Origin of the sequence: Amycolatopsis lexingtonensis (assembly GCF_014873755.1) — a bacterium.
Lineage (GTDB): Bacteria > Actinomycetota > Actinomycetes > Mycobacteriales > Pseudonocardiaceae > Amycolatopsis > Amycolatopsis lexingtonensis.
In genome coordinates this window covers 4,756,231-4,768,675 of the sequence record NZ_JADBEG010000001.1, presented here as the reverse complement: position 1 = coordinate 4,768,675, position 12,445 = coordinate 4,756,231, and the positions used below count along the sequence as shown (strand labels likewise).

Annotated in this window: 11 protein-coding genes; 9 read left to right on the top strand and 2 right to left on the bottom strand. The window is 70.8% G+C overall.

Annotated features, from left to right (window positions below; genetic code table 11):
• The first annotated feature begins 12 nt into the window (after window positions 1-12).
• The 4 genes from H4696_RS21200 to H4696_RS21185 all read left to right on the top strand — a co-directional run bounded on the left by H4696_RS21200 (window position 13) and on the right by H4696_RS21185 (window position 4,385).
• The gene (locus H4696_RS21200) at window positions 13-1,254 is read left to right on the top strand and encodes an aspartate aminotransferase type Ic (protein WP_086865057.1); all 1,242 of its coding nucleotides are present in this window, start codon (window positions 13-15) and stop codon (window positions 1,252-1,254) included.
• Between the two features lie 116 nt (window positions 1,255-1,370).
• Window positions 1,371-2,345, top strand: coding sequence for a ferritin-like domain-containing protein (locus tag H4696_RS21195; RefSeq protein ID WP_086865058.1), 975 nt, complete (start codon window positions 1,371-1,373; stop codon window positions 2,343-2,345).
• Between the two features lie 67 nt (window positions 2,346-2,412).
• Window positions 2,413-3,522, top strand: a complete 1,110-nt coding sequence (locus H4696_RS21190) for an FAD-dependent monooxygenase (RefSeq protein WP_192782454.1) — start codon at window positions 2,413-2,415, stop codon at window positions 3,520-3,522.
• Entirely contained in the window at window positions 3,519-4,385 is an 867-nt protein-coding gene (locus tag H4696_RS21185) for an aminoglycoside phosphotransferase family protein (protein WP_086856836.1), read from the top strand. Before H4696_RS21190 ends, H4696_RS21185 begins: the two co-directional genes overlap by 4 nt.
• Window positions 4,386-4,388: 3 nt before the next feature.
• Here H4696_RS21185 and H4696_RS21180 read toward each other — a convergent pair whose 3' ends face one another.
• Window positions 4,389-5,426 carry a LacI family DNA-binding transcriptional regulator gene (locus H4696_RS21180; RefSeq protein ID WP_086856837.1) on the bottom strand — a complete coding sequence of 346 codons (1,038 nt, stop codon included), beginning with the start codon at window positions 5,424-5,426 and terminating at the stop codon, window positions 4,389-4,391.
• Window positions 5,427-5,586: 160 nt separating this feature from the next.
• Here H4696_RS21180 and H4696_RS21175 point away from each other — a divergent pair, with 160 nt between their 5' ends.
• The 4 genes from H4696_RS21175 to H4696_RS21160 are packed head-to-tail and all read left to right on the top strand — an operon-like array spanning window position 5,587 to window position 10,050.
• Window positions 5,587-6,852, top strand: a complete 1,266-nt coding sequence (locus H4696_RS21175; RefSeq protein WP_086856838.1) for an ABC transporter substrate-binding protein — start codon at window positions 5,587-5,589, stop codon at window positions 6,850-6,852.
• Window positions 6,852-7,772: a carbohydrate ABC transporter permease gene (locus H4696_RS21170; RefSeq protein WP_086856839.1), complete on the top strand. Its 921-nt coding sequence runs from the start codon at window positions 6,852-6,854 to the stop codon at window positions 7,770-7,772. The genes H4696_RS21175 and H4696_RS21170 overlap by 1 nt, the downstream gene beginning before the upstream one ends.
• Window positions 7,773-7,781: 9 nt before the next feature.
• Entirely contained in the window at window positions 7,782-8,669 is an 888-nt protein-coding gene (locus tag H4696_RS21165; protein WP_086856840.1) for a carbohydrate ABC transporter permease, read from the top strand.
• Window positions 8,670-8,685: 16 nt separating this feature from the next.
• Window positions 8,686-10,050: a GH1 family beta-glucosidase gene (locus H4696_RS21160; protein WP_086856841.1), complete on the top strand. Its 1,365-nt coding sequence runs from the start codon at window positions 8,686-8,688 to the stop codon at window positions 10,048-10,050.
• A gap of 57 nt (window positions 10,051-10,107) precedes the next feature.
• Here H4696_RS21160 and H4696_RS21155 read toward each other — a convergent pair whose 3' ends face one another.
• Entirely contained in the window at window positions 10,108-11,904 is a 1,797-nt protein-coding gene (locus H4696_RS21155) for an AMP-dependent synthetase/ligase (protein WP_086856842.1), read from the bottom strand.
• A 127-nt stretch (window positions 11,905-12,031) separates the two neighbouring features.
• On the opposite strand from H4696_RS21155, the gene H4696_RS21150 reads away from it, so the two are divergent.
• Entirely contained in the window at window positions 12,032-12,442 is a 411-nt protein-coding gene (locus H4696_RS21150) for a polyketide cyclase / dehydrase and lipid transport (RefSeq protein ID WP_086856843.1), read from the top strand.
• Window positions 12,443-12,445: the final 3 nt, after the last annotated feature.

Below are 12,445 nucleotides of genomic sequence, written 5' to 3'. Positions count from 1 at the left end.
AGCGTTGAGGCCATGACCACTGCTTCCGTCGACGTCGACACGGCCCGCAGCGACTACGCGGCCCTGGTCGGCCGAGGCCTCTCCCTGGACATCACCCGTGGCAAGCCGTCGCCCGAGCAGCTCGACCTTTCGAACGCGCTGCTGAGCCTTCCCGGCGATGGCTCCTTCAAGGCCGAGGACGGCACCGACGTCCGCAACTACGGCGGCCTGAAGGGCCTGGCCGAGCTGCGCCGCATCTTCGCCGGGGCGCTGCAGGTTCCCGCCGAGCAGTTGCTCGCCGCCGGGAACTCCAGCCTCGAGCTGATGCACGACGCCGTCGTGCAGGCGCTGCTGAGCAAGCTGCCCGGGGCCGAGCGCCGGTGGGCCGACGAGCCGCAGGTGAAGTTCCTCGCGCCTGTTCCGGGGTACGACCGGCACTTCGCGCTCACCGAGCGGTTCGGCATCGAGCTCGTCCCGGTCGCGATGACCGACGAGGGCCCGGACATGGACGCCGTCGAGACGCTGGTCGCCGAGGACCCCGCCGTCAAGGGGATCTGGTGCGTGCCGAAGTACAGCAACCCCACCGGGGTCACGTTCAGTGACGACGTCGTCAAGCGGCTCGCCACCATGCGCACCGCGGCGCCGGACTTCCGGGTCTTCTGGGACAACGCCTACGCCGTGCACCACCTCACCGACGACGAGCCGGAGCTGGCCGACCTGCTGGCGCTGGCCACCGAGGCCGGCAACGCCGACCGCGTGTTCGTCTTCGGCTCGACCTCCAAGATCACCCTGGCCGGGGCCGGCGTCGGGTTCTTCGGGGCCTCCGAGGCCAACCTCGCCTGGTGGACCGGCAACATCGGCAAGCGCACCATCGGCCCGGACAAGGTCAACCAGCTGCGCCACGCCCGCTTCCTCAAGGACGAGGCCGGCGTCCGCGCGCACATGCGCAAGCACGCCGAGATCATCGGGCCGAAGTTCGCGGCCGTCGACCGCATCCTCACCGAGGAGCTGGCCGACCTGGCGTCCTGGACCAAGCCGACCGGCGGGTACTTCGTCACGCTGACCGTCCCCGCGGGCACCGCGAAGGAGGTCGTGCGGCTGGCCAAGGAGGCCGGGGTCGCGCTGACCCCCGCCGGGGCGACCCACCCGCACGGGGCGGACCCGGACGACGCCGTGATCCGGATCGCGCCGACCTTCCCGAAGCTCGCCGAGGTCGAAGAGGCCGTCCGCGCGCTGGCTGTCTGCGTCCGGCTCGCGGTCGCCGAACGCGGCTGACCTGCGGAGATGTAATCAGGAAGAATTTTTTCCCGATTTGACCGAGCCGGGGGCCGTCCAGGTACGTATCACCGTTGGGTGAGGTGGACGAACTCGTCACGAGAGGACGTCCCCCGGTGTTCGGAAAACGCTACACACGGCAGCTGATCGAGCGCAGCGCGGAGAACGCGACCGACCGCCGCCGCTTCCTCAAGGCTGCGGGAGCGGCGGGGCTCGGCGTCGCGGGCGCCGGCGCGCTCGGCACAGCGCTGTCGCTGGGGCTCGGCTCGGCCGGTGCCACGCAGCAGTACGGCGCGCAGGGCGGCGACGCCGCGAAGGAGGCGGCGAGCGACGCCGCCGTGCTGAACTTCGCGCTCAACCTGGAGTACCTGGAGGCGAACCTCTACTCGTTCGCCGTCTACGGCTACGGGCTGAACGAGAAGTACGTCAACGGCATCGGCAACCTCGGCAAGGTCTCCGGCGGGCACGCCGTCAAGTTCAAGAGCGAGCACACCAAGCAGATCGTCCAGGAGATCGCCGGCGACGAGGTCGCGCACGTGACCTTCCTGCGCAAGGCCCTCGACAAGGCGGCCGTCGCGCAGCCGGAGATCGACTTCCAGAACAGCTTCACCGCCGCCATGCAGGCCGCGGGGCTGATCAAGGAAGGCCAGACGTTCGACCCGTTCGCGAGCGAGAACAACTTCCTGCTGGCCGCGTACCTGTTCGAAGACGTCGGCGTGTCCGCCTACAAGGGCGCGGCGCCGCTGGTGAACAACAAAACGTTCCTCGACGCGGCGGCGGGCATCCTCGCGGTCGAGGCCTACCACGCGGGCATCGTGCGCGGGCAGCTGTTCGAACGCGGCCTCGGCGACGTCACGAACAAGATCTCCGACGCCCGCGACAGCCTCGACGGCAAGGCCGACGACGACGAAGGCGTGCTCAAGGACGGCAAGGCGAACCTCGTGCCGGCGGACGCGAACGGCATCGCGTTCGGCCGGTCCGCCGACCGCGTGCTCAACATCGCCTACCTCAACCCGGACAAGGTGTCCTCGGGCGGCTTCTTCCCGCGCGGCCTCAACGGCGACATCGCCACCAGTGGCGCCAAGGAGTGAACGCCGCGTGCCGCCGCCACGGTAACGTCGTGGTCGGCGGCACGCGGAGTCCACGAGGGGGAGCAGGGTGCGGGTACTGGTCGCGGGTGGCGGGATCGCCGGCACGGTCACGGCGACGGCGCTGAAGCTCGCCGGGCACGAGCCAATCGTCTTCGAGGCCTACCCGGCGTGCGGGGACGACGTCGGCGCGTTCCTCACGATCATGCACAACGGCATGGACGCCCTGCGCGCGATCGGCCTGGACGGCCCGGTGATCGGCGCGTCCTTCGCGGCGATCGGCGTCGAGCTGGTCCTCCCGACCGGGGAGACCGCCGGGCGCCGCGAGTTCGACACCGAAGGCGTGGACGGGCCGCGCACCCTGACCCGCGCGGCGCTCTACCGGGTCCTGCAGGACGAAGCCGCGCGCCGGGGCGTCGCGCTCGAACGGGGCAAACGCCTGGTCGGCGCGAAGCCGGCCGGGGGCGGTGTCACGGCCGAATTCGCCGACGGCACCACCGAAACGGGTGACGTGTTGGTCGGCGCGGACGGGTTGCACTCGGTGGTCCGGAGGCTGATCGACCCGGACGCCGACGCGCCGCGCTACACCGGCCAGACCGTCGTCTACGGCTACACGCGTGCGCCCGGGCTGCCGTCGGCGGCCGGGATCTACCGGATGGTCCGCGGCAGCAAGGCGGCCTTCGGGTTCACGACCGACCCGGACGGCGCCACGTACTGGTTCGCCCGAATCCCTGACGCCGAGCGTTCCCGCGAGGAGATCGCGGCGGTGACCCCGGCGGGGTGGCGCGAGTTCGCGCACGCCGCGTTCGCGGGAGAACCGTTGCCCTGCGCGGACATCATCGCCGCCACCGGCGACGAGGTGTTCGGCGGCCACTCGTACGACCTCCCCGAGACGCGCGTCTGGTCGACGCCCGAGATGGTGCTCGCCGGCGACGCCGCCCACGCCGCGTCCCCGGCGGACGCGCAGGGCGCGTCGATGGCGATCGAGGACGCCGTGGTCCTCGCGCAGTGCCTGCGCGACCTGCCGGACCCGGCGTCGGCGTTCGCGGCGTACGAAGAACTCCGCCGCGAGCGCGTCGAGAAGCTGGTCGCGTCGAGCGCGGGCAAGGACGTCGGCGAAAAGCCGGGCTGGGTCTACGCGCACCACATCGACTGGGACGCGAAGGTCACCGCCCGATGAGCCTCGGGCCGCCGCCCCAGCGCATCGAAGTCACCGCCGACCAGGTCCGGCAGCTCGTCGCCGAGCAGTTCCCGCAGTGGGCGGGGCTCGCGGTGCGGCCGGTGGCGAACGGCGGCTGGGACAACCGGACCTTCCACCTCGGCGACACGATGTCGGCGCGGCTGCCCAGCGCGGCCGAGTACGCCTTGTCCGTGGACAAGGAACAACGCTGGCTCCCGGTGCTCGCGCCCCGGCTGCCGCTGCCGATCCCCGTCCCGCTGGCGGAAGGAAAACCCGGCGCGGACTACCCGTTCCCGTGGTCGATCCTCCCGTGGCTCGACGGAGAGCAGGCGAGGGCGGACCGGATCGCCGACCCCGTCGCGTTCGCCGCCGACCTGGCCGGGTTCCTGGCCGCGCTGCAGGACGTCGACCCGGCCGGCGCGCCCGGGCCGGGCAAGCACAACTGGTTCCGCGGCGACACCCTGCGCACCTACGACGAGCTGGTCCGGCACCGGCTCGACGGCCTGACCGGCAAAATCTGGCAGGTCGCGCTCGACGCGCGGTGGGACGGCGTGCCGCGCTGGTTCCACGGCGACGTCGCCGCGGGAAACCTGTTGCTGCACCACGGAAAACTGGCCGCGGTCATCGACTTCGGCAGCTGCGGCGCCGGCGATCCGGCCTGTGACGTGGCCATCGCGTGGACGCTGCTGACCACCGACGGCCGCGAGGTGTTCCGCGAGCGGCTGGCGATCGACGACGCCACGTGGGCCCGCGGCCGCGGCTGGGCGCTGTGGAAGACGCTCGTCACCCTCGCCCGCGCGAGCGGCCGCGAAGCCGCCGAAGCACAGCGCGTCCTCGACGAAATCCGCACCGAGTACCGCTGAGGTTCAGGCGCCGCAGGAGTCGCGGATGACCAGTTTCGTCGGCAGCCGCACCGGTTCCGGCGCGCCCACGTTCTCGATCATCGCCAGCAGCGCGCCGGCCGCCGCCGTGCCGAAGCCCGGTTTGTCCTGGGCCACCGTCGTCAGCGCCGGGTCCACCAGGGACGCCACCTCGATGTCGTCGAACCCCACCACCGCCAGGTCGTCCGGCACCCGCAGGCCGGCCGCGCGGGCGGCCAGCAGGGCGCCGACCGCCATCTCGTCGCTGGCCGCGAACACCGCCGTCGGCGGATCCTTGCGTGCCAGGAGCCGGCGCATGCCGACGAAGCCGCTCTCGCGGTAGAAGTCCCCGGTCACCACGTAGTCCTCGCGCAGCGGCAGCCCCGCCTCGGCCAGGCCGCGCCGGTAGCCCTCGGTGCGGGCGGCGGCGGGCGCGTTGCCGCGCGGGCCGGTGATCGTGGCGATCCGCCGGTGCCCGAGGGCGGCCAGGTGCCGGACGGCTTCGGCGGCGCCGGCGGCGTTGTCCGAGGTCACGTAGGTCGCCCGCGGGCCGGAGAGCGCCACGTCCACCGCGACGCACGGCAGCCCGGACTGGGCGAACGTGCCGAACGCTTCGGCGTCGGTCCCGCTGTCGATGAGCACCAGCCCGGCCAGGTGGTGGCGCCGGGTCATCCCGACGTACCCGACCGGGTCGGCCAGCGACACCCCGGGGTGGCGGTTGCGGGCGTCGTCGCTCGTGGCGAGCAGCAGCAGGTGGTAGCCGTGCGAGCTGAGCGCGGACTTGAGGCCCAGCAACAGGTCCTGCAGGAACGGGTGCCGCCAGCCGGGCCGCCGGTGGTCGGTGTCCCAGACCAGCCCGACCATCGCCGAGCGCTGCCGCGACAGCGCCCGCGCCGACTCGTTCGGCGAAAAGTCGAGTTCCCGGGCGACCCGCTCGACGTGGGTGCGGGTCGCCTCGCTGACCGTCGCGGGGCGGTTGAACACCCGCGAGACGGTCGCGACGGAAACCCCGCAGAGCTGCGCGATCTCGCGGGCCGTGACCATGCTGACCTCCGTTGTTGTAACCGGTTACATCTGTAGCACATGATCTCAGGCAGCGTAAACGCCGAGGTGCGTTATCTTTTCGTTACTTGACGAACGCGGCTTGGGAGCGCTCTCATGGGTCCCGCGTTTTCCGACCGGCCCGCAGAACAACGGAGATCTCATGCGCCCGAAAACGACACCCCGACTCGTCTTGGCGGTCGTCTGCGCCGCTGTCACCGCCTTGAGCGCCTGCGGGAGCGGTGACGCGGCCGGCGGGACAGTGAAGCTGAGCCTCGGCCTGTTCGGCAACTTCGGCTACACCGACCTGATCAAGGAGTACCAGGCCGCGCACCCCGGTATCGAGATCACCGAGCGGACCGCGTCCTACTCCGACCACCACAAGAACCTCGCCGCGCACCTGGCAACCGGGGGCGGCGCCGCCGACATCGAAGCGATCGACACCGGCTACGTCGCCCAGTTCAAGGCGACCCCGGACAAGTTCGTCGACCTCAACACCGTCGGCGGGGACAAGCTCAAGGACCGCTGGCTGAGCTGGAAGTGGTCGGCGTCGCTGGCCAAGGGCGGGCAGCAGATCGGCTACGGCACCGACGTCGGCGGCCTGGCCATCTGCTACCGCCGCGACCTGTTCGAGAAGGCCCAGCTGCCCGCCGACCGCGACGCCGTCTCCGCGCTCTGGCCCACCTGGCAGGCGTTCTTCGAGACCGGCAAGCGCTTCCAGGCCAAGGCGCCCAACGGCGTCAAGTTCATGGACGGCGGCCCGACCGTGCTCAACGCGATCTTCGGCCAGGCACCCGTTGGCTACTACGACCAGAACGACCAGCTCGTCGTCGACAGCAACCCGGCGCTGCGCACCGGCTGGGACCAGGTCGTCGACGCGGTCAAGGCGAACCTCTCCGCCGGCCTGCTCTACAGCACGCCGACCTGGAACACCGGCTTCACCCAGGGCCAGTTCGCCACGGTCACCTGCCCGGCCTGGATGATGACCAAGATCAAGGACCAGGCCCCGGACACCGCGGGCAAGTGGGACGTCGCGACCGTGCCCGGCGGGGGCGGCAACTGGGGCGGCTCGTACCTGACCATCCCGAAGCAGGGCAAGCACACCAAGGAAGCCGCCGAGCTCGCCGCCTGGCTGACCGCGCCCGAGCAGCAGGCGAAGGTCTTCACCAGCAAGGGCCTGCTGCCCTCGACGCCGTCGCTCTACGACGACCCGAAGATCACCGGCTACACCAACCCGTTCTTCAACAACGCTCCCGTCGGCAAGGTGTTCACCGACGCGGCGAAGAAGCTGAACCCGCAGTACCAGGGCCCCAAGGCCGGCGACGTCCAGACCGAGTTCGGCAACGCGATGCAGCGCGTCGAGCAGGGCAAGCAGGACGGCGCGGCGGCGTGGCAGCAGCTGGTCGGTGACGTGGCGAAGCTGAAGTAATGGCACTCACCTGGGCCGACCGGCGGCACAAGTGGGACGTCAAGCTGTCGCCGTTCGGCTTCATCAGCCCGTACTTCCTGATCTTCGGCGTCTTCGGGTTGTTCCCGCTGCTGTACACGGCGTTCGTGTCGCTGCAGAAGCGGAACCTGCTCGACGCCGAAGGCGCGCAGTTCATCGGGTTCGGCAACTACGAGCAGCTGCTGTTCCACGACCCGTACTTCTGGAACTCGATGGGGAACACGGTCAGCCTGTGGCTGCTGACCACGATCCCGCAGATCCTGTTCGCGCTCGGCATCGCGCACCTGCTCAACCGCAGGCTGCGCGGCCGGACGCTGTTCCGGATGGGGATGATCCTGCCGAACATCACCTCGGTGGCGGCGGTGACGATCATCTTCGCGCAGCTGTTCGGCCGGGACTTCGGCCTGGTGAACTGGGTGCTGAGCTGGTTCGGCGCCGGCCAGGTCGACTGGCAGGCCGGCACGGCCAGCTCCCACACCGCCATCGCGGCGATGGTGGTGTGGCGCTGGACCGGCTACCACGCGCTGATCTTCCTGGCGTCGATGCAGGCGATCCCGTCGACCATGTACGAAGCCGCGACGCTCGACGGCGCCCGCGGGTGGCAGCAGTTCTGGCGGATCACCGTGCCGCTGCTGCGGCCGCAGATCATCTTTTCGACGGTGATCGCGACGACCGGCAACATGCGGCTGCTCGCCGAGCCGCTGCTGTTCAACCCGGGCACGGCGGCCGCCACCGGCGGCTCGGACCGGCAGTTCCAGACCGCCGCGCTCTACCTCTACGAGCAGGGCTTCACCAAGTACGACTTCGGCTACAGCTCGGCGATCGCGCTGATCCTGGCCGTGGCCACGATGCTCGTCGCGGGCGTGTCGTACCTGGTCACCCGGCGCATCCAAACGGACTGAGGAGCGGACATGACCACCGTGCTGACGCCGGCCGCACCGGCGCCGCCGGACGCGGCGCCCGGCCGGATCCGGCGCATCGGGAAGCGGATCGCGAGCCCGTGGACCTACGCCGCGCTGATCGCGATCCTCGCCGGGTCGGCGTTCCCCGTGTACTGGTCGTTCGTCGTCTCGTCGCAGACGACGGAGGCGGTCGGGAGCGTGCCGCCGGTGCTGGTGCCCGGCGGGCACCTGTTCGAGAACATCGCCCGCGTCTTCGACGAGACGAACTTCGCGCTGGCGCTGGGGAACTCGCTGATCGTCGCGGGCACGATCACCGTGTCCGTGGTGCTGTTCTCGACGCTCGCCGGGTTCGCCTTCGCCAAGCTGAAGTTCCGCGGGCGGACGTTCCTGCTGCTGCTTGTGGTCGCCACCCAGGCGATCCCGACCGAGCTCGGCGTCGTCCCGCTCTACATGATGATGGCCGACTTCGGCTGGGCCGGGCAGCTGCAGGCGGTGATCGTGCCCGGGCTCGTCACCGCGTTCGGCGTGTTCTTCATGCGCCAGTACTTCGAACGCGCGCTCCCGCTGGAACTCCTGGAAGCCGGCCGGATGGACGGCTGCGGCTCGCTGCGGCTGTTCTGGCACGTGGCGCTGCCCGCCGCCCGCCCGGCCGCGGCGGTGCTCGGGCTGTTCACGTTCATGCAGGCGTGGAACGACTTCTTCTGGCCGCTGGTGGTGCTGGTGCCGGAGAACCCGACCGTCCAGACGGCACTGTCCAGCCTGGCCAGTGGCTACACCACCGACTACACGCTCGTGCTCACCGCCGCGACCATCGGCACCGTCCCCGTCCTCCTCGTGTTCCTGCTGTTCGGCCGCCAGATCGTCGGCGGCATCATGCAGGGCGCGCTCAAGGGCTGACCTCCCGGAGACCACCGTGACCACCAGTTTCCCGCCCGGCTTCCGCTGGGGTGTCGCCACTTCGGCGTTCCAGATCGAAGGCGCCACCACCGCGGACGGCCGCGGACCGTCCATCTGGGACACCTTCGCCGCGGTTCCCGGCGCGGTGGCCGGCGGCGACACCGGCGAACCGGCGGCGGACCACTACCACCGCTGGCCGCAGGACCTCGCCCTGCTCGCCGGCCTCGGCGTGGACGCCTACCGGTTCTCGGTGTCGTGGCCCCGCGTGCAGCCCTCCGGCCGCGGCCGCGTCGAACGCCGCGGGCTCGACTTCTACCGGCGGCTCGTGGAAGGGCTGCGGGAGAAGGGGATCGAGCCGTTCCTGACGCTCTACCACTGGGACCTGCCGCAGGCACTGGAGGACGAAGGCGGCTGGCGCTCCCGCGACACGGCGTTCCGGTTCGCCGACTACGCGTCCCTCGTCCACGCGGAGCTCGGCGACCTGGTCGAGCACTGGACGACGCTGAACGAGCCGTACCCGTGCGCGGTCGCGGGCTACGGCGAGGGCCGCCACGCCCCCGGCGCGAAGGAGGGGGACGGTGCCCTCGCCGCGGCCCACCACCTGCTGCTCGGCCACGGCCTGGCGGTGCGGGCGATGCGCGGGCAGGCACCCCCGCACCACCAGTTCGGCATCGTCCTCAACCAGTCGCCCGTGGTCCCGGTGTCCGCGTCGGCTTCGGACGCGGCGGCGGCCGCCCGCCAGGACACGCTGCTGCGCCGCCAGTTCACCGACCCGCTCTTCGGCGGCCGCTACGCCCCGGGCCTGGCGGCGATGTTCAGCGGCGCCTCGGACTTCGCCTTCCGCCGCGACGGCGACCTGGGGACGATCGGCCAGCCCCTGGACTACCTGGGCGTCAACTACTACTACCGCCTGCACGTCGCGGACGCCCCCCACCGCGAACCGGACCCGGCCCGCCGCACGGTGGCCGACATCGGCGTGGACACCTCGCAGCTGCCGGACGTCCCGCGCACGGGCATGGGCTGGCCGGTGGAGCCGGAGGGGCTGACCGAGGCGCTGGTGGGCCTGCACAACCGCTACCCGGAGCTGCCCCCGGTGTACGTCACGGAGAACGGCTGCGTCTACCCGGACCGCAGCGACTTCGCCGACTACGAGCGCATCACGTTCCTGACCGAGCACATCGAGGCGGCCCGCACGGCCGCGGCGGCCGGCGTCGACCTGCGGGGGTACTTCTGCTGGTCTCTGCTGGACAACTTCGAGTGGGCCCACGGCTACAAGCACCGGTTCGGCCTGGTGCACGTGGACTACGAGACGCAAGCCCGCACCCCGCGGGCGAGCTACCGCTGGTACCGCGACTTCATCACGGCCCAGCGCACGTCGTGAAAGCCGTGAATGCCACATTGAGGGACACTAAGTCCCTCAATGTGGCATTCACGGCTTTTACTTCTTGTACAGGCCTTCGATGGCGTTGGCGTAGTTCTTCGAGACCACGTTGCGCTTAAGCTTCAGGCTCGGCGTGATCTCGCCGCCCTGCTCGGTGAAGTCGTTGGCCAGCACCGTGAACTTCTTGATCGCCTCGGCCTTGGACACCTGCTTGTTCGCCTCGTCCACCGCCGCCTGGATCTCGGCGAGCAGGTCGGCGTCGGTGGCCAGCTCGGCGACCGTGGCCGCGGCGGGCTTGCCGTGCTGGGACTTCCACGCCGGGAAGTACTCCTCGTCGACCGTGACCAGCGCCGCGATGAACGGGCGCTGGTCGCCGACCACCATGGCCTGGCTGACCAGCGGGGCCGCCTTGATCGTGTCCTCGAGACCGGACGGGGCGACGTTCTTGCCGCCCGCCGTCACGATGATCTCCTTCTTGCGGCCGGTGATCTTCAGGAAGCCGTCGGAGTCGAGCTCGCCGAGGTCGCCGGTGTGGAACCAGCCGTCGGTGAGCGCTTCCTTCGTCGCCTCCGGGTTGTTGTAGTACGCCCGGAACACGACGTCGCCCTTGAGCATGACCTCGCCGTCGTCGGCGATGCGGACCGACGTGCCGTTGACCGGCTTGCCGACCGTGCCGACGCGGAACGCCGTCTGGGTGTTGACGTTCGCCGCCGCGGACGTCTCGGTCAGGCCGTAGCCCTCGAACACCGGGACGCCGATGCCGCGGAAGAAGTGCGCCAGCCGCGCGCCGAGCGGGGCGCCGCCGGACACCGCCGCGACGCAGCGGCCGCCGAGGGCCGCGCGCAGCTTGCCGTAGACGAGCTTGTCGAACACCAGGTGCTTCAGCTTGAGGCCGAGCCCGGCGCCGCCCGTGTCCTGCGCCTGGCTGTACTCGACCGCGACCGCTTCGGCGGCGTCGAAGATCTTGCCCTTGCCCTCGCTGTGGGCCTTCTGCTTCGCCGAGTTGTAGACCTTCTCGAACACGCGCGGCACCGCGACCACGAACGTCGGCCGGAACGTGCCCAGGTCGGCGACTAGGTTCTTGACGTCCGGCGTGTGCCCGAGGGTGACGCGGGCGGTGAGCGCGGTCACCGCGATCGCGCGGGCCAGCACGTGCGCCAGCGGCAGGAAGCACAGCAGCGAGTTGCCCTGCTCCATCAGCTGCGGGAACGCCTCGATGTCGGCGCGGATCTCGGCCAGCAGGTTGCGGTGGGTCAGCTCGACGCCCTTGGGGCGGCCGGTGGTGCCCGAGGTGTAGACGATCGTGGCGAGCTCGTCCGCGCTCACCTCGCGGCGGCGCTCGTGCAGCTCGTCGTCGGACAGCGAAGCGCCCAGCGCGGCCAGCTCCTCGACGGCGGGGGAGTCGCCCTCGATCTGCCACGTGTGGTCCAGCTCGGTGAGCCGGTCCCGGATTTCCCCGACCGCGCCGGCGTGGCCGTCGGTCTCGACGAACACGCCCTTGGCGGCCGAGTCGGAGAGGATCCAGTACACCTGTTCGGGCGAGGACGTGTCGTAGATCGGGACGGTGACCGCGCCGGCCGCCCAGATCGCGAAGTCGATCAGCGTCCACTCGTAGCGGGTCTTCGACATGATCGCGACGCGGTCGCCGCGGCCGATCCCGGCCTTGGCCATGCCCTTGGCGACCGCCAGCACCTGGGCGGCGAACTCCTTGGCGGTCACGTCCAGCCAGCTGCCCTCGACCTGGCGGCGGAAGCTCACCACGTCGGAGAACCGCTCGGCGTTCGCCCAGACGACATCGGACATGTTCTCGTCGTCGGCCACCGGCTTGCCGGCGGGAGCGCTGTATTCGCGCACGTGGACCTCCGTGTTCAACGCGTGCGGCAGGCGACACCGCTGTTACCCGCCAGTCAACTTAGCGTGGTGAGCACCTTAAGACCATGCTGATCGCCGCCGCACGGCGAGGGCGTGACATTCTTCGCACGTGAACGCGCCACCCTCACTCGACATCGTCGACGAGACGTTCCTCGCCGTTCCGCCGTCCACCGTGGCCGCCGTCTTCGCCGACTCCCGGTCCTGGACGCGCTACTGGCCGGACCTGGTCCTGGAGGTCTACACCGACCGGGGGGACAAGGGCCTGCGCTGGACCGTTCAGGGCGCGCTCGTCGGTACGATGGAAGTCTGGCTCGAGCCGGTGCTCGACGGCACTCTGCTGCACTACTTCCTGCGGGCGACCCCCGCCGACGCGGCGGGCGCGCCCCGTGCGCTGGCGCCGCGCGACCTGCGCCGGGAGTTCGACCGGCGGGCCCGCGCGGCCAAGGCGATCGCGCTCGGGCTCAAGGAGATCCTGGAGGACGGGCGCGAGCCCGGAGTGCCTCCGCGCGGCGAAGACTGAAGG